Source organism: Oligoflexus sp., from assembly GCF_035712445.1.
GTDB lineage: Bacteria > Bdellovibrionota_B > Oligoflexia > Oligoflexales > Oligoflexaceae > Oligoflexus.
The window spans coordinates 1-17106 of record NZ_DASTAT010000142.1 but is presented as its reverse complement, the minus strand read 5'-3'; the positions used below and the strand labels follow the sequence as shown (position 1 = coordinate 17106).

Sequence of the window (17106 nt, the reverse complement as noted above, 5' to 3'; positions counted from 1 at the left end):
CGTGGACATGGCGCCTAGGGAGTTTCCTCGGCTAATTGTTCGCGTGACTCTCACAGAACACATTGAGGCTTGGTTAAATGAATATCAATGCTGTCAAGGCTGCGCCTACGATTTGCGTGGTCCGGGTTCTCAATTCGGTGGGTTTCGCTTTGAATCGCATTCCCAATTTCCCGGAGGAATGGCGGTGAGCGAAAAGCAATTTTATGACGTTGATGCAACCCGGCGCATTCATCGTCGAGACTATATTTATTCACTCGAACGGGGCAAGCGTTACACTGTGTTACTTCGAAGGTTATTCTCGTGGCTGGACAGTGAAGAAATGATGGTGCTTGGCTATCTACTCAGCCTTGCCAACCGTGAACATCCGTCCATTCACGATATGACCACCGATCTTGCAATGAGTTCCGAAGTCCTTAAGAGGGCGCTCAGAAGTCTGAAGTCCAAAGGCGTTCTGTTTCATGACAATTTATCGGTTGGCGACCGGCAAAAGCCGCTATGGCACATATCACACCCATGCCGATGGTCTTTTTCAAATGTTCCATTTGCCGACTCAGTCGATCCATTTGCCCATGCACCGCGGACTTTTTCCGAGCACGTTCCCCGGATCAACGAAGCGCGTGAATTTATCCTGGCCCAATCCGATACAATTCGGGTGCCCAATCTTCTCTTCAGGGTTCAAATTGGCTGGAGACCCCGGTTCGTCTGGGCATGGCTCAGTCAGCTCCCGCATGATGTAAATCCGACCATTTCAGGTCTCTCAAAAAACCTACAACTCAACTGGAGGACCATCAGACAGGCCCTGGATACTCTTGATGAGGTGGGGATGATTGCCATTGAAGAGCATCAGCGAAGGAAATTTGGTAGAGTGGTTTTCCTTTATTTCCATCTTACTGATGTTCACAATTGGAAATTCAAAGTTGCTCAGGACCTCTATCCTGCTCCTAAAAGGCGTCCATCTCGCGGGATCACCCGTTATTCGGATGAGGCAGGAAGACAGGAGAGGAAGGATTCCTTTAAACCTATGCTTCAGTCCTTCCCGATTGAAGAGCCTTCTGACGGCGTTACTCCGTCGAATGGCTCTGCATTTGAATCACGTAAATTGTACTTTCGCTCTGCAGAATCAGAGGCGGTTGTGCATTCCAATTCTGTATTTTCATCTGGCATGACTGCATTTCAGCCATGGTTGACTGTATTTCAGCCATGCATGACTGCAAAAACGCCTTCCGACACCCCATTGAAACCCTTGGTGGACAATGGTTCCAGCTCTTATAATAAAGCCTTTATAATAAAGCCTATAAAAGAAAGCATGGAAGAAGAAGACGAGCACGGCTTGCCTTCGACTGAGAGGGGGGATCTTGACCTCGAGGGTAGTCGGTTGCCCAAAGCGCGCATCATCAGCATTGCCGATTCAGTCAGCCATGTTTTTGTCAGCAGCAGAAACCGGAAATGTGATCCAGGTCTTTGGACGGACGCCGTAGCTGACATCTTCAAAACTGGAGGAGAGTCCGCTGCGAGGCAGTTCGCGCGCTACGTGGCAGACGTGTATGCGGGCAGAGGTAATCGAGCCATAGCCTACAACTCGCTTGCCATTGAGGATTTATCAGCCGCATTTCTATCCGGACGCAGTCCTTTGGAGGTCGGAGCCCAGGAAACAGCCAGTCAGAACGAGTCTTTGACGCACGCACTCCATTCACGCGAAAAAGCCCCTGGTCGGCTCGATAAGGTTGAGAGCGCCGATGATCTGGGGAAGGCATCTTTAACGCAAACAAGGGCCAATTCCGAACGCGAGAGCCCTGGTTGCTCGGAGAAGAAGAACGACCGGCTTCGCGACCTCCCATCGGACCCAAGCAGACAGCGCTGGCTCATCCACCGAATCTGGCCGAAGCTGATCAAGTCGCAGAAATCTTTGCTGCAGGACATTTGGACAAGATTTCCGGTTCAGGATGCAGCCATTCGGGCCTTTGCCGCTCTGGACAAGGATTGCTGCCTTAAGGTCATCTCGGCCTCAGCTGAGGTACTTCAAAATGAACTTTCAGGCGACGCTCCACCATTGCCTTGGGACGTTGTGACCTTGGTCTGTGGTTCGGGACCGAATACTCCATCGGACGCCATTGCTGAGGTTACCAGGCATTCGGAGATTGAGCAGAAGCCTGCTTTCGTATCAGACGTGCCCCGGTTCAGACTCGATGCGGCTATCCCGATACTTTGTCGTGGCTTTAAACCGGCAACACTACGTTCGATGGAGAAGGGGTATGCGCGACTAAGTGACGGCGATCTTTGGCAATCGCTGTGCTGCACGTTCACAGAGAAAAGAGTCCGGGGAGTTCTGAGTATAATCCCCTGATTAAGTCATCAGTAACTCAGCATTCGATATATCGGTGAGAGCGAGTGGCTGGTGTTCACCCGTCCTTGGAAGTCATTGAGGGTGCAATTACAAAAGCTAGTGGGGATCATCAGAGCTGAGGCACTCTTCCCGGTTCAAGATAGTGGCCTACTCTGTAGCTTCCGACCGTGTTGAATTCGACGAAAATCCGAAAGGATTTATCTGTCAAAACTACATTCCGGGTTTCGGTATGCTGCTGCAACAAATCAGCAGCTTCTTTGATATTAATTTCCATACTGGTTTTTCTATGCAATACCATCAGAATCATAGTGTCGTTGAAGTTTGATGAAATCACATCTGCAGCAATTTCTTTTGCAAAGCTCGATCCTACACCGACGTATTTATACTCAGACTCGTCGTCAGCGCACTTCAGCCAGACTACTTTTTTCATCAAATGTTGACATTTTTCGTAGATATTTCTTGAATCCATAAGATCCTGCCGTAACCTTGAATTTTTCGTTCCTATTTTCAATCTCACTGTCACTCGCCCTTTACGACAAACCAAGAAGTTTCCGTGCGCAGGTGACTTAGAGGTAAATGGCACTATATTCCAAAATCACTCGTTGAACAACAATGCTCCATAGGTCCATGGAGGGACTTTGAAAAGGTTAACTGTCCTTTGGAACCAGCCTTGGATTGCTTGCTGCGGCTCAAGATTTTTTCCACCCTACGATTCTACACAACGATTTTGCAGAGCGCTTTTGCAGACCTAAAATGCAAAGATGAAATCAAAGTTTATTTGCCTTATTCCTTTGAGTTTCTTCACGAGCAAAGTGTATATTCCAAATCGTCCGATCCTATAGCGCGTATCGGACTTCAATCCTTCCTCCTGTAACCATTGGAGGTAGGGTCTTTCAAGCCTCCCTTCTGGAGTGTTGAGTGCAACCAGGAATCTATCCCGATCTTGATATCAAGCGTTACCACACTTCGGGTGGTATCTCGAAGACTGGTCTTTGCAAGCTTGATCGATCACCGCGGACTTATCGGGACTTCATCGACAATCCTGGGAAGTCCCGGCAAAACAGATCACTTCATACCGGAAGTATCTTCCATATCGCGATGGAGGGTGCGTTTGAGGAAGAGTGCAGGGTGGGGCCCGAGGTCAGCGACAAGCGTTCGAAGGAATGGAAGGAATTCGTAAAGGCCCATCCTGGAAAAATTTGTGTGACTCCGGATGAGGTTGGACAGGTAGTTGCCATGCGGAAAGCCATGTACGAATATGGCCCGGCACGTGAGGCTCTTGGAAAACCCGGGCGCTTTGAAGTTTCATATTACTGGATCGACTGTGACACGGGGCTGCTTTGCAAATGCCGCCCTGACTGGATCTCTGCGAACCAACTTACCATAATCGACTTCAAAACTGCTGCTGATGCCACGGAGGAAGGGTTCGTCCGATCCGCCGGCAGACTTCACTATCACGTCTCAGCTGCGATGACAGTTGACGGCGTTCATGGAACAACTGGAATCCTGCCAGAGAGATACATTTTCCTCGTCATTGAGCCCCATCCCCCCTACCTCACCGCTGCATATGAGGCTACGGCGGATGATCTTGCGGAAGGCCGTGAGTTCATCCGTCGGAACCTCTCCCTCCTGAAGCAGTGTGAGGCGACGGGAAACTGGCCGGGGCTACAGGAGGAAATCAGGCCACTTGATGTGCGCCGCTTCATGCGCCGGCCAAGGGAGAAAGACGAAAGCGGTGCCGATTCCGAAATCACATTTTCAGCGCCGGGAGCCGGCGAGTGGTGGGAGTGAAGAGTGAAGCTCAGAAAAGCGGAACGAAAGAAAGTCTTTGTCAAAGTCGGCATTACAGCTCCGAGTGGGCATGGAAAGACCTTTTCCAGTCTCAGGATCTCCCGGGGCCTTGCCACCTCGTGGGATAGGGTTTGCCTGATCGATACCGAAGGGTCGGGGGACAAGTATGCCGGCCACAGGGACCTCGGTCCCTATCAGGTGATTAATTTATTCGAAAGTGAAGACGATCACCGATTTTCCCCAGACCGCTGGATTGCAGCCATGAAAGTGGCCGCCGATGCCGGGATGGAAGTCATTATCCTCGACTCAGCCAGCCATGAGTGGCAATGGTGTCTCGAGCAGAAGGAACGGATCAATAAATCCATCAACGACTGGAAGCAGATCACGCCCCATCATAACAAATTCATTAGAGCCATCCTTCAATGCCCCTTGCACGTCATCGTCTGTACCCGCCGCAAGGTCGAGTATGTCCTGCATGAGGAAGGTGGTCGCAAGAGGGTCGAAAAAGCCGGCATGAGGTCCGAGATGCGGGAAGGCTTTGAATACGAGCTGGATGTGAATATCGGACTTAATCACAACCACATGGCTACGATTGAGAAGGATAGAGCAGGCATTTTCCATGGCCGTCCTGAGTTCATACCCTCTGAGGCGATTGGACGGGAGCTGCTCGCCTGGTCACGGGCTGAGGAGCTTAAACCGGATGGCAACCAGCAGGCGGCACCAGGGGGTGCGCCGATTTCTGCGGACAATCCAAAGACCAAAGCCTGGATGGAACAGCGGCTTGCGCAGCTGAAAATTACGGAGGAGCTTTGGCCATTCATCATAAAAACCGTCGATGGCTGTTCGCGCAATGAACTCCGCGCACGCCTTGACGAAGCAGCTGCCGAAGCCCAGAACGCCTTTGAAAGTGATTTTGCGACGGAGGTAGTATGTTGATCACGCTTATCTTTCTTTTTCTAATACCTTTTGCTGTCTTTGCCAGTGGATATGCAATTGGTTACTTTTGCGGAAAGGCAGCAAGGAACGCATGAGCGTGAATACCGTCATCCTCGTTGGAAAACTTGGCCGTGATCCTGAGCTGAAGCATACCCAGAGCGGTGCCGCGTACTGCCGTCTAAGTCTTGCCACAAGCGAGCGCTGGACCGATCAGCGGGGCGAACGGCAGGAAAAGACCGAATGGCACAACATCATGGTCTGGAAAAAGCAGGCGGAGAATGTAGCGCGGTATACCCGAAAGGGTTCTCAGCTCTATGTGCAGGGGCGACTTGAAAGCCGATCCTGGGACGACAATGGGCAAAAGCGTTCTGCTACTGACGTGGTGGCCGAGGATGTGAAATTTCTCGACAGGCGTGGCGATAATGAGGAGAGTCCGCCAGCCGATAACCGGCCGCGAACTGGGCGAAACCTAAACGTCTCGGGTGACTTCGGCGATTCTGATCTCAGCGATGTTCCGTACTGAAAGTCGCCCGCCCCGTGCGATTGGGCGAGCGCTGCTCCAGTCAAGAAACAGGATTTAGAGTGCCACTAAAGTTTACCATACCTCTGGAACCGGAAGGAAAAAAAGAAGCGCGACGGACCCGCTTTGGAGTGCATAAGCATCCGGAAACCAGGGCGGCGATGGAGGCTATTGCCACCGCAGTTCGGCAGCAATACCAGGGAGAACCGCTTGATGGCCCACTGCGGGTCCGGATCCTTGCCTATAGAACACGTCCAAAGTCCAAGCGTAACGAAGTGTATGCGGATACGAAGCCGGACTATGACAATATCGAGAAGCTTATAGGTGACGCTCTCGAAGGAATTCTCTGGGTGAACGATGCACGGATTGTCGACGGCCGCTGCATCAAATTTTATGCGCCACCTGAAGCCCCTGGTTGGATTGAGATCGAAGTTTCGCGCTGCCTGGATGCAGTGATTTGCTAACAGGTCATGGAGCCCTCTCAATGAGTGAACCGAATATTATTCGTCAGAAGTGTCAGCCCGATACGGATCCAACGGAGCTCATCGATATCAAGGTCATTCCTCAGGAGCTTTTTGTTGAAGGTCGGCATTCGATAATAAAGGTCATTAGGAGTGGCGATTTGGAGGGACTTACTGTGTCCCAGATTGCCGAAATGACGAATATCGGTGAAAGGGCCGTCTGGAAGCACATCTACAGATACGCCATCACTACTGTTCCTCTGGGTCAGCAGTCTTTGCGTAGCTTGAAGGACGCAGGCATCCTCCTTCTGCACGCCCGCCGCGCAATCTTTGTACCCAAAGCGAGTGTTCAGCAGCTGCTGAAGCTTATCAGTACGCGCGAGTCATGGGCCATTTACTACCAGCTTTGGAATAACTCAGAAAAGCTCATTGAGGTTGAAGCAAAGCTGCTGGATACGGCTGAAAAACTAAAAGCTGTTCTGGATGAGTCTGCGATTCAAAAAGCGAACCTGCGCATCAAGGATCAGCAAATCGCTGAATTCACAATCAAGCTTGGGCAGCAGGATCAGCAAATCGCGGAACTTAACGCGAGACTGGAAGCAGCAGATCACCATATCGCCCTCGGAGGAAACAAGAAGTCTCCAAAGTTCAGCATCCCTATCTATCGCAGGGAGCCAAACGACATCTTCAATAATCCTGTCTATTCGATTGAGATCGTGAAGAAGACGCGCGATGAAATGAGCACAGATGAGCAGTATCGTTTCCAAACTTATCATTCCACACGAACGATTGTGGGCCTAACGAGGGGGCTTGAGAAAACCTTCGATAAACTTGGTGTCACAAATGATACTACACGTTCGATGCTGTCTTCGGTCAAGGAAAAGGCCACTGCACTCCAGGAACATCTGGAACCGAACACCAACGGTCTCTTTGCCCTGAACAGACATGAGGCGCAGGCGTATTTAAACTGATAATTTCCAACAACCATGGGATGGGAATGGACCTTAACATAGACACACTGCAATCACTCGCAGTAGGCGCATCAGGCGGCATACCGCTCTCGCTGCTGCTCTTGAATTCCATGAAATCCCTGCGCGAGAGCTTCGATGCCTTCAAGGGGCAGCTCGACAATGTATCCAGCCGGCTGCAGAAGCTGGAGGTAGTCTTCGAGCTGACGTATCAGGGTGAGGTGAAGAGCCTTCAGTCACGGATTGAAAAGCTGGAAAAGTTTATTTTTGAAAAGGATCGCTGATGGAAACTCTGGATCAGATCAATGACCAATCGAATGCGTACTCGGGCATCAGCAGGGACGAGCTGATGGCAATGAGTACCGATGAGATTCAGGCGCGCATGTCGCGTTCCCTAATACAGCTCGAAGAGGCCGAGGATAACAGGAAGGCCTATAGCTCCGCCTATGGCAGCCTCATCAAAAAGATCAAGGCTGACGTGAGGACGCTGAATCGTGAGATCCGGGAACGGAACAACAATACCGAGGGCGACAACGCAATTACTGTAGAGAATATCCAGTCAAGGCTTGCCGGTGGTTTGGCAGGTTGAGTCTGGTCACTTTCTTTAAAGATGGGAAGTAAATATGTCTGACAAAAAAGGAACTCAGGAAACGATCGAAGTTCTTCAGCTCGTGCTTACATTGGTCGAGCTCCTTGCGAAGGAGATCAAAGGTGATGGACTTCAATGGACTGACGCTGTCAGGGTCGTGATGTCCTCCGAATTCCAGGAAAAGCTCGGGAAGGCCGTAGCTGGCTTCACCGAAATTCCTGGCGAGGTGGACGACCTGTCCGGGATTGAAGTGATCGATCTCGCAGAATTTGCGCTTCGCGCGACAAAGACTGCGCTGCTGAACATCGGACGGGCAGCCTGATGGAATTTCAGGACGCGGTTCGCTTCGTCCTGGAGATGGAAGGTGGGGGACGGATTGTCTCCCACCCCGATGATCCGGGCGGGCTCACGAAATATGGAATTTCCCTACGGGCTCACCCGGAACTCGGCGCGGACGGGATCCGAGACCTTACCGAGGAACAGGCTATCGGGATTTACCGGGCGAAATACTGGATCCCCTTGCGACTCAGCAGGTTTTCCCCGCGGCTTTCCCTGCCGCTTTTCGACGCGGCCGTGAACCACGGGATGCGCGCAGCGGGAGAACTCCTGCAAAAAGCCCTGAATCGACTCGGGGCAGGCCTTGTGGTGGATGGCATCATGGGTGAAAGGACTGTCAAAGCTGCTAAGGGTTATGCTCCAAAGCGTGTCCTGGCATCGTTTCTTGTCGAGCGGCTTCGCTTTTACCGGACCCTTGAAACTTATGAGATTTTTGGAACCGGCTGGGAAAAGCGTATAATCAACATCGCAATTTCTACATGAGGCCAAACATGAAAGAGGATCTAAAGACAAGGCTTTTCGCGAATGTGCTTTTGGGTGCCAATGAGGAGCCTCCGGTTTTCAAACATGGAGGTCGTTCAACCCTGTCGCTGCATGCAATGATCGCAGTAACTTTTGCTGCCGTGTCGGTGGCGGGTCTTTTATTTCTGGTAATTGAGAAAATCAAACCACTTTTTTGAGGTATAAATGAACCTCGGGAACTGTTTGAAAGCCATCCGTGAGGATCGGGGTTATTCGGTTCGCGTTCTGGCGAGGAAGGCCGGGTACTCGCGAGGATACATTTCAGATATTGAGTCTGGAAGACGCCTGCCAAAGTCGTTTGTTCTGGAGTGCATCCTTTCTGCGCTGTCAGCCCGCGAAAGGAAAGACGAAATCCTTGCCATCTATTGGGATGCGAGAATCAGAAATGCCAGCTGACGTCGTGCGTCTGCCCGGTTAAAACATTATCACGTCAACTCCAAGCAGCACGCAGCGTGTCCGCACCCGTGCGGACGTCGGCATTCTTCCTCCTCCACGCGCCGGGAGTTATCCTTCCAAAAGCCTGACCATGGGCTTTTGATAAGGAAAGTGCAATGACTGAACGAAGAAAACTCGGCTGGATCCCGGACAAGGTTGATGAGCGGGACCACGTTTACAAAGCGAAAAAATCGAGGGAATCCTTTCCAGCGATTCTTGACCATCGCAAGCGATTTTTTCGCGTATGGGATCAGGGCGATCTCGGATCCTGCACAGCTCAGGCCGCAGGAGCAGCCTGCATGTTCCTTGATATTTACGATCGGGACATGCCTGTCGTTGTTCCTTCAAGGCTCTTTGTTTACTATGCGACCAGGATGCTCGAAGGCACTAAAAACGTTGATTCGGGTGCGACCATCCGCAACACAATCAAGGCTATTGCAAGCTGGGGCTATCCACCTGAGAGCAAGTGGCCCTATGATATCAAAAAATTCACGGCACGTCCTTCGGAGGAGGTTATTACCGAGGCGGCGAAGGAGAGAATCAAGTCCTACCAGCGTCTTGATCGGGACCTTGATCAGTTCCGCGAAGTCCTTTGTGAAGGCTATCCGATCATTCTTGGTTTTGGAGTTTATTCGTCCGTTTACGACCGCAGCGTGAAGAAAACCGGTCATATCCCTGTGCCCAAGGCTGGAGAGAAGCGGGGGGGCGGACATGCTGTTCTTGTGGTCGGATACGATGACACAAAGGAGGCTTTGATCATCCGTAACTCATGGGGTGAGGATTGGGGCGAGGAAGGCTATGGCTATCTCCCCTACCGTTTCATCGAGGATCCAAAGCTTTCCAGCGACTTCTGGACCATTCGTTAACCTGGTCGAGGGACCTGCATGCTGATCATCGATGTGATTGACGATAATGATAGTGGCAACTGGTCTGCGGCGGAAATGATCGAAGAGACAAGACGTCTTATGGCCGCTTTGAACCAGACGGCCCAGCATGCAAGTAAATCCCTTAAAGCGGACATGCCTTCTCGTTTTACTTTGCGCAAAAACTGGGCACAAAAAGGTATACGGTTTGAACGGGCCACCCGAGATTCCCTTCGGGCTCGCGTCTTCTCTTCGGACCCCTGGCTTTTGAAGCAGGAAGAGGGGCAGGTCTGGAAGCCCCAGGGGCATGTGGCGATCCCAAAAGCGGCCCGTCCAACCACCAGGTCTCTCATTCCGCGGTCGATGTTTCCTAATGCCTTGCGCAGCCGTAAGGATGTCTTCGCTTTTGACTTCTCTAAATATGCATCCTGGAAGCCCTATCCGCACCACGGGATTTTTCAGCGTGTAAGGGGCGGTCAGCATCTTAGAATTCTCTATCTTCTCAAGGATAAAAAGACGACGCTAGCACGATGGAGATTCAGCGAGCAGGTGGAGGACGTGGTCGATCAGTATTTTGATCGCTACTACGATGCAGATGAACTTCATAGTTCATTAGGACCGTGAAAGCCAGGCGACCAATCTCAAACAGCTGCCCATAAAAAAGGGACCGCTTTGAAGCGATCCCTCCCACCAGCTCTCCCAAGCTGTCCCGACAATACTCCTGCGAAGTCAGATGGATGTCAACATCATTAGCTGTCATCGACGGGAAGCGGACACCTTCTTAGGGAACACCCATGGAAAAAATCAAGTTCGGCGATCTTATTAAAATCGGACGACACACTCTCCTTTGCGGTGACAGCTCCGAGCGTGCGATGCTTGCGCCACTATTCGGAGATCGGTTACCCGTCCTCATGGTTACTGATCCGCCCTACGGCGTGAATTTCAAAGTCAGGGACCGGAAGGAGCCTTCAACTGTCCTCGCTCAGGGGACGACTCTGGAAGAACTCAGGATCCGGAACGATCATCGCGCGTCCTGGTCGCGGGCATTTTATCTCTCCCAGGCCAGGGTCGCCTATATTTGGCATGCCTCGACCGCGACAGACGTGGCTCTACAGGCCATTCGCGATGGGGACTATGAGCCGAGGCAGGTCATTGTCTGGGCAAAGAACCGGGCAACATTGAGTCGGGCTGCATATCATTGGAAGCACGAAAGCTGCGTTTATGCCGTTCGCTTTGGTGAAACCGCAAATTGGAAAGGCGACCGAAAGCAAACGACACTCTGGGAGGCTGAAATTCCGCCAGGAAAAGATCGCATCCACCCCACTCAAAAGCCTATCGACCTTTATATACGTCCGACTCTGAACCACACCGAAAAAGGGGATGTGATTTATGACCCGTTCGCTGGTTCAGGAGTGATCTTCGCGGCCGCTCAGGAGACCAGTCGTTCAGCGGTAGGCGTCGAAATTGAGCCCATATTCTGCGAGAAGATAATTGCGCGAATGGAAAGCCAGTATCAATTAAAGCCAAGGGTGATCGGCAATGTATTTGTTCCGAGTGCGATGGCTTGATCAGTAGCCTGAATCGCCTTTTTAAGGACCTGTTGAGATGATCACTTCAATTTTTCCAGGCTTTTTAACCTCAGAGTAGGGCTTAGGCACTTGAGAGACAATGGCTCCCTTTTTTACAGTGCTGCTGGCTTTATACCCGACTATCTTGATTGAGAATCCTGAGCCAGCTATGAATTCCTCGATAACGGCAGGATCATTTGGATCCTTGCCTTCCAAAGGGGGAACCCACTCCATGGGCTTATCCATTCCCAAGGAGCCCCCTTTCCCACCAAGCGGTGGTTTAACATCCAAATTTTTCGCTAACGTAACCTTTGAGGCAACAGCAGATCCACCCAGGGCTCGGAAGGGCAAAACTGTAAAACTTCCATAAATCATTGTTACCAAGACGAGAGCCCTTAAATATACCCACATTTTTTGCAGCCTCACTGTTACTGATGATCTAACGATTATTTGCAATTTCCGATATACTTCACTTTAAACTCGGTATCACAAGCAGCGCCCTCCTAGATGCGGGGCAACCCGTAAAATTGGATTCTCTATTTGCTCATGGATAAAAAATCTACGCCGGCTCGCTGTCAATTCAGAGAGCAGGTGTAAAGGCGGTTCGATGAATACTTTGACCGCTACTACGATAACGGTGAACTAGATAGCTCCTATTTGGAATCGAGAGAGCTACGCGATCGATTCCAGATAGCTGCACAAAAGAGGGACGCATAAGCGATCCCCTCCTTCCAGTTAGAAGATTTATTTAACTCGCCGATAGTGAACGTCGCCGAAGATGTAACCCTGCGTTCCATTCACAGTTTTAATCTTTAGGATAAGCCATTCTTTTGTCGAGTTCTCTTCCAAGATCGTAGCCTCTGTACCTTCACTTAGGACTTCAACCACAGAGTTGTCGGGTTTGAGCCCATCTGGAACAGGCTGTGACATTAGTTTTGTCTCTTTTATAATCACAATTCTAGACTCGCAATTAACGAATATCCAGCCCAGTAGAGACACAAATGCAAAGACAATTATGAAAGGATACTTTTTTTTAACACAGTTATTTATCGACTCCATATGTTTTTATGCCTTGCAGCACAGCAGAGTTCAACAACGATCGTTGCAAGCCTGATGGAGTTGGGTTTGGAAATATATCTCCGGTATTGACCCCGACACTATTTTAGCTTCGTTCAGTATCTTGTGAATAGTTAAAATACCGTTTGTGAAGTCGAGTGCTCCTGCAATGCGAGCGGATTCACCCAACACAGAAGCCCATTCAACTCTACTCAAAGCCTAACGCCACGTAGAAAAGCCACTCCAATTGCAGACACTACTCAAAAATGATCACAAATTCGGCTTCTTTTGCACTTTTATGCGGAAAAGCCCAGCCTTTGGTTTCCTCAAGAAAGCAGTGCTTTGCCCGGTCGGTTTGGGGAATTTTCGTACCAATCGCTGGCTGCACGCTTAGAACTTTTCCTTCACTGGATACCCTGTACTGCAACGCCACCTGGCCCGATTTGAGGGGAGCTAGAGCCTCCCCGTAACAAGGAATGAGTTTGGGTCGATTGAGCACGATAACTCGTAGCACCTCATCTCGTGTTATCTTTACGAGCTTCTGGGGTTCGTTGACTTTGACAGCTCTTGTGTTCACCCAGCGGCTTAGGTTTGACTTCCAAAACAAACGCAGGTCATCAAAACTGGGAAGACTGGGGCCCCAGTCCTGAACCGGTATTCGAGTATAGATGAAGCTGGGACTAGTTGGTGTCCTATCGAAAAAGAGCCGCTTTCCCGATTTTGTGTCCTTATAGTTTGCGTACATGAGATAGGTCCCGTGGATAGATTCAAGCGGAGGAGTTACGGGGCTCGTGTACTGGTTGAGGCTCAATACGGCCTCAGTCCCAATCTTCCCCTTGTACACTTTGAGAACACGAAAGCTGTAATCATAACGGCAAAGAGTCGGTTTTTCACAGTCTTCCGTCTTCGATTCGACTTTCGTCAATTCGCCAAGGAAGATGACTTCATGCTCGTCCAGCTTTGGTAACGTTCCGTCTGGCCCTGGCCACAATACGCCTGAAATGGCAACTGAGCCACACAACAAGGTCAGAACCAACGGAATCAAGAATCTCACTTGCAGCTCCCAATATACTTCACATTGAATTTTGCCTGGCAACCAAGCTGGGCTTTTATTGAATCACCTTCAATTTTATAAGTGTCAAATCGCTCCAGAATCTGCCACCACTTTAGGTTTGCAGGCTCGGGACGGCAGTGCGAATTTTTGTAAGTGTCGATGACTTTCGCTTCTACGATCTTCCCTGGTATCCTGCATGAATCCACTTCAAAAAGATTTGCTTTGCAAACATGTGTCTTTGATTTAATGCACTGGCCTATAGGTGAAGGCATAATTGTGCAACTCTCATAAGTAAAAGTTCCGTCGAATATCAAAGTTCCATTGTAACAAGTTGCAGTTTGCGTTTCCTTTACGGTATCACAGCTGCTTCCGAATGGAACGGTCGCACTTTCATACCGGATTTGTGTGGTTTGCACCCCGTGAGGAATATTCCCACATGCAAGCGGTGCATTGACCGAACATGTTTCAAAGCTGGCGGTTCCTGTCCAGCTGATGTTGCCATTGTGGCAGGTCCCGGTCTGGATTTCCCTCTGTGTCTCACAACTTGAACCGAACGGAACATTTGAGGTTAAGTAAAGTGTGCGTGTCGTTGTCGACCCGTGCGACAACTCGCTACAAGACGCAGCTTTGCCGAGAGACACCACTATGTCTACGTATCCGGACGTGGACATAACAAACGGCTCCGGTGTTTGGCGTATGACCAAGTCTTTTTCTACTGAATCACTGAATTCAAAGGAGACATTGCGTACAGTGAAACCGCTATCACTCATAAACTGAAGCGTCTCCAAAGACGAAGGATTCCGACCGAGGTAATTCGGGGCATGCAGTTGCCCAATACCTATGATCCCCTCGCTGGACATGCGAGATAGGCGCTCCTCTGTCAGAGGGCCGAGATTATTCGCATTTCCCGCTGTGATATTGAAACGTCCCGGAGCTACAGAATTTGTGTGCCAGGAGGACCAATCAGTTCCAACATGGAAATTGACGAAACGCCCGTTGGCCGCAACCCCTGCGAGTCTCACAAAAAAATGCATGCGATTGGTTTCACTGACAAAACCTTCCGTCAGAGTTGGAGTATCCGAGAAGTGAAAACCGAACCCTTTGGAGCGTTCGACGAAGTTCTTGTTTTCATCTATAAACCGGTTTTCCCACGAGCAAGCGCCCCCTTCATTATAGTAGTATGGAAACCTATCCAGCGGGCCGTCTGAGCACCCGATCTGCTTGGAGAATGGGCTGAATTGATATCGTCCATTAGCATCCGGCTTCCGCTTTATGGCGACGTTAAACCGATTTACCATGTTTTCGCCCATGTCCTGAGCCCAGCCATCAGTCGTGGCAGCTCTAAAACTCTCCAAAGTTCCTTGCGAAATGTCCAGAGGCTCTTTTTTCACAATCGCGGTCACAAGCGCGCTCTCATAACTATCTGGAAACTCATAAACATCTGCGTCTGTGAATCGCATACTTTGCCACCAGTTGAAATGATCAACTTTTGCTGCCTTGGAAACGTCCTTAACTTTTATTTTGAACGCAGTATTACTCGGGCAGCTTGGAGCGAATATGACATCAAAGGGTTGGCTCTGGTCAGCATGATACTGTGCCAGAGAAGTGGCCATGAAAGCTTCCTTTGCGTAGATAATCGAATGAACTCCACCTGAGGTGTAAAGTTCAGGGCAAGCAGGGCATCCCCTTCTCTCTGCAATTTCATACTTACTGTCGTAAACATAGTCCTTGTCTTGAGGGTCATTGGGATCACTGCATTTATCAACGCCGTCTGGCACGCCGTCCTTATCTTCATCCCGCATGCACTCACCTGTAATTGGATCAGGTCTAGTCCACTGTGGGTCAAGCGGATCGCAATCAATCTCAACTGTGCGTTGAGTTGCCGAAAGTAATACGGATCCTTCTCCCCACACATAATCATATGGTGCAACGTATTTCGCTTTTCCGGAAAGAATGTCCGGATCCAGGCTCCATATAATAGAAGTAAAGCTATCTACGGCGCCATCACCATCTGTATCCTTGTAGACTGTAGGTGCAAATGGTAAGTCGTCTTCAAGTGGGAAGGGGTCCTCTGAGTTAATGAATCCTCTGCCTTCCCATCCATAAACACCCGGCGTTGTTTGGCTTGGTCCCGTACAGAATTGGGTAGGTCCTGTGAGTGGATATGGATAACCGTCACCGTCCGCATCGTTTCCATATGTATAGGTACTGACATATTTCGTCGGATCTCCAGGGGCGCAATCAAAGAATTCCCAATCCGTCAGTGTTGACGCTTCTCTTTCTTCCACAGCAATAGCCCAGTGGCGAGGTGCGTTTACATCAGCGCAATTATTAAGTGGATTAGGACTATAAGTGTATGTAGGCTCTTTTTCGACTGCACCATCATCATCCCAATCAACATAGATTTGACCAGGGGGGCCGCAGTCTCGTGCATGAACTGTATTCGGATTTAAACAAAGAATGCCGAAGCTAAATATTACGGCGCGTAGTAAATTAAGACGTTGTACCCTTGGAACAAAAAGCTGACGCATTACGCCTCCAGTTACACAGAATACGACTCCTCTAGAGAAACCATGTGCTTATGGAGGTTTCAGGTCTTATCGAATGCTTAGCGCCAAATCTTGATTTAATAAATATTAACCTCATTAAACTTGTAGCTTATTGGCCAAAGGAAGGTTTTAAACTTAGGTAGATGATTTAGTTCGGTAATAATTAAATCAGAATATATCCGCTTTCGGGTAGAAAACCTTAGCGTATAGAAGGTCCGATTAGGCGGGATGTGAATTATGACCCGTTCGCCGGCTCAGGAGTGATCTTCGCAGCCGCTCAGGAAGCAGGCCGTGAGGCGTTCGGCGTCGAAATTGAGCCTTTGTTTTGCGAGAAGATCATTGCGCGAATGGAAAATCAGTATAGTTTGAAAGCCAAACTGATCAGCAATGTGTTTGCCTTGTAATCAGTGGCCGCTGTAATGGACTGTCCGCAGCCCTAAGTGAGTTTCGGAATGCTGCAGTGTAAGGTTGGACCTGCTTGCAGTTTGGACAAAAAAGAGCAGGTTTGAAAGCCTGCCTGCCCTCTAATCTGATTTATCGTGTGGCTTCCCGGATCAGCATTCTGCGGTCTTTGAGAATCACTGAATCAAGCGTATCGCCTTCGCTGACTTCGTAAGAAAGGTTGCCGCCACTTGGCCCAACTGTCCCGACGGGTTTTTTCCAGTCACGGAGGATGCGAATGTCTTCGGGGGAGAATCTAAGTACTGGAGGATTTACGCCGCCGGTACCAGCATCAAATTCCGAAGAGGAAGTTCCGCTGCCGATTGAACCCGCGCTCACCAGGATATGCGGCTGAAGCTTTGTTTTAGTGAGAAGGCCGAGATCGCCCTTCAAATCATAAAGACCACCATCAAGCTCGGGACTGAGATTAAGAATCTGTTCCAAATCCTTGATGGCTGGAGGGGTGCCGCCACTCATTCCGCTCCCTCCAAAAGCTTCAGATGAGGCAAGCACTATAGTCAGTAATGTTTTTTTCATCGTATCACTCCACTGGCCCGGCGATAAGCGAACCGACGATAACATTGTTGCCTTTTCGTTTATCCAGAACCTCATGAATCTTCTCTTTGTATTCGGATGTAATGCGATAGATTTCTCGCACTCCATCATCATCAAC

At 49.9% G+C, this 17106-nt stretch carries 21 protein-coding genes; 16 read left to right on the top strand and 5 right to left on the bottom strand.

What is annotated here, in order from left to right:
- The first annotated feature begins 184 nt into the window (after window positions 1-184).
- Window positions 185-2344 (top strand): hypothetical protein, encoded by a 2160-nt coding sequence (locus VFO10_RS30010; protein ID WP_325145719.1) that lies wholly within the window; start codon window positions 185-187, stop codon window positions 2342-2344.
- 109 nt (window positions 2345-2453) lie between these two features.
- Here VFO10_RS30010 and VFO10_RS30005 read toward each other — a convergent pair whose 3' ends face one another.
- Window positions 2454-2813: a hypothetical protein gene (locus tag VFO10_RS30005; protein ID WP_325145718.1), complete on the bottom strand. Its 360-nt coding sequence runs from the start codon at window positions 2811-2813 to the stop codon at window positions 2454-2456.
- Between the two features lie 449 nt (window positions 2814-3262).
- Here VFO10_RS30005 and VFO10_RS30000 point away from each other — a divergent pair, with 449 nt between their 5' ends.
- The 14 genes from VFO10_RS30000 (at window position 3263) to VFO10_RS29940 (ending at window position 11333) form a co-directional block, all read left to right on the top strand.
- Window positions 3263-4135: a PD-(D/E)XK nuclease-like domain-containing protein gene (locus VFO10_RS30000; protein ID WP_325145717.1), complete on the top strand. Its 873-nt coding sequence runs from the start codon at window positions 3263-3265 to the stop codon at window positions 4133-4135.
- A gap of 3 nt (window positions 4136-4138) precedes the next feature.
- Entirely contained in the window at window positions 4139-5071 is a 933-nt protein-coding gene (locus VFO10_RS29995) for an AAA family ATPase (RefSeq protein ID WP_325145716.1), read from the top strand.
- A gap of 91 nt (window positions 5072-5162) precedes the next feature.
- On the top strand, window positions 5163-5594 hold the full coding sequence (locus VFO10_RS29990) for a single-stranded DNA-binding protein (RefSeq protein WP_325145715.1): 432 nt from the start codon (window positions 5163-5165) through the stop codon (window positions 5592-5594).
- Between the two features lie 59 nt (window positions 5595-5653).
- A complete protein-coding gene (locus VFO10_RS29985) occupies window positions 5654-6055 on the top strand; it encodes a RusA family crossover junction endodeoxyribonuclease (protein WP_325145714.1) in 402 nt (133 codons plus the stop codon).
- Between the two features lie 20 nt (window positions 6056-6075).
- A complete protein-coding gene (locus VFO10_RS29980; RefSeq protein WP_325145713.1) occupies window positions 6076-7023 on the top strand; it encodes a hypothetical protein in 948 nt (315 codons plus the stop codon).
- 26 nt (window positions 7024-7049) lie between these two features.
- On the top strand, window positions 7050-7304 hold the full coding sequence (locus tag VFO10_RS29975; RefSeq protein WP_325145712.1) for a hypothetical protein: 255 nt from the start codon (window positions 7050-7052) through the stop codon (window positions 7302-7304).
- Window positions 7304-7609: a hypothetical protein gene (locus tag VFO10_RS29970; RefSeq protein WP_325145711.1), complete on the top strand. Its 306-nt coding sequence runs from the start codon at window positions 7304-7306 to the stop codon at window positions 7607-7609. Before VFO10_RS29975 ends, VFO10_RS29970 begins: the two co-directional genes overlap by 1 nt.
- Before the next feature lie 34 nt (window positions 7610-7643).
- Complete coding sequence (locus VFO10_RS29965; RefSeq protein ID WP_325145710.1) at window positions 7644-7931, top strand: hypothetical protein; 288 nt, start codon at window positions 7644-7646, stop codon at window positions 7929-7931.
- The gene (locus VFO10_RS29960; RefSeq protein ID WP_325145709.1) at window positions 7931-8428 is read left to right on the top strand and encodes a glycoside hydrolase family 108 protein; all 498 of its coding nucleotides are present in this window, start codon (window positions 7931-7933) and stop codon (window positions 8426-8428) included. Before VFO10_RS29965 ends, VFO10_RS29960 begins: the two co-directional genes overlap by 1 nt.
- An 8-nt stretch (window positions 8429-8436) precedes the next feature.
- Complete coding sequence (locus VFO10_RS29955) at window positions 8437-8625, top strand: hypothetical protein (protein WP_325145708.1); 189 nt, start codon at window positions 8437-8439, stop codon at window positions 8623-8625.
- A gap of 7 nt (window positions 8626-8632) precedes the next feature.
- Complete coding sequence (locus tag VFO10_RS31520) at window positions 8633-8863, top strand: helix-turn-helix domain-containing protein (RefSeq protein WP_414697048.1); 231 nt, start codon at window positions 8633-8635, stop codon at window positions 8861-8863.
- Window positions 8864-9018: 155 nt separating this feature from the next.
- On the top strand, window positions 9019-9768 hold the full coding sequence (locus tag VFO10_RS29950) for a C1 family peptidase (protein WP_325145707.1): 750 nt from the start codon (window positions 9019-9021) through the stop codon (window positions 9766-9768).
- A gap of 18 nt (window positions 9769-9786) precedes the next feature.
- The gene (locus VFO10_RS29945; RefSeq protein WP_325145706.1) at window positions 9787-10389 is read left to right on the top strand and encodes a hypothetical protein; all 603 of its coding nucleotides are present in this window, start codon (window positions 9787-9789) and stop codon (window positions 10387-10389) included.
- Between the two features lie 170 nt (window positions 10390-10559).
- Window positions 10560-11333 carry a DNA-methyltransferase gene (locus tag VFO10_RS29940; protein WP_325145705.1) on the top strand — a complete coding sequence of 258 codons (774 nt, stop codon included), beginning with the start codon at window positions 10560-10562 and terminating at the stop codon, window positions 11331-11333.
- Window positions 11334-11354: 21 nt separating this feature from the next.
- Here VFO10_RS29940 and VFO10_RS29935 read toward each other — a convergent pair whose 3' ends face one another.
- The 3 genes from VFO10_RS29935 to VFO10_RS29925 form a co-directional block, all read right to left on the bottom strand.
- A complete protein-coding gene (locus VFO10_RS29935) occupies window positions 11355-11744 on the bottom strand; it encodes a PASTA domain-containing protein (RefSeq protein ID WP_325145704.1) in 390 nt (129 codons plus the stop codon).
- 901 nt (window positions 11745-12645) lie between these two features.
- Complete coding sequence (locus tag VFO10_RS29930; protein ID WP_325145703.1) at window positions 12646-13443, bottom strand: hypothetical protein; 798 nt, start codon at window positions 13441-13443, stop codon at window positions 12646-12648.
- Window positions 13440-15974: a PASTA domain-containing protein gene (locus VFO10_RS29925; RefSeq protein WP_325145702.1), complete on the bottom strand. Its 2535-nt coding sequence runs from the start codon at window positions 15972-15974 to the stop codon at window positions 13440-13442. The genes VFO10_RS29930 and VFO10_RS29925 overlap by 4 nt, the downstream gene beginning before the upstream one ends.
- Before the next feature lie 248 nt (window positions 15975-16222).
- On the opposite strand from VFO10_RS29925, the gene VFO10_RS29920 reads away from it, so the two are divergent.
- Window positions 16223-16396 (top strand): DNA methyltransferase, encoded by a 174-nt coding sequence (locus VFO10_RS29920; protein WP_325145701.1) that lies wholly within the window; start codon window positions 16223-16225, stop codon window positions 16394-16396.
- Window positions 16397-16526: 130 nt separating this feature from the next.
- Here VFO10_RS29920 and VFO10_RS29915 read toward each other — a convergent pair whose 3' ends face one another.
- Window positions 16527-16970 carry a hypothetical protein gene (locus tag VFO10_RS29915; RefSeq protein ID WP_325145700.1) on the bottom strand — a complete coding sequence of 148 codons (444 nt, stop codon included), beginning with the start codon at window positions 16968-16970 and terminating at the stop codon, window positions 16527-16529.
- Between the last annotated feature and the right edge of the window lie 136 nt (window positions 16971-17106).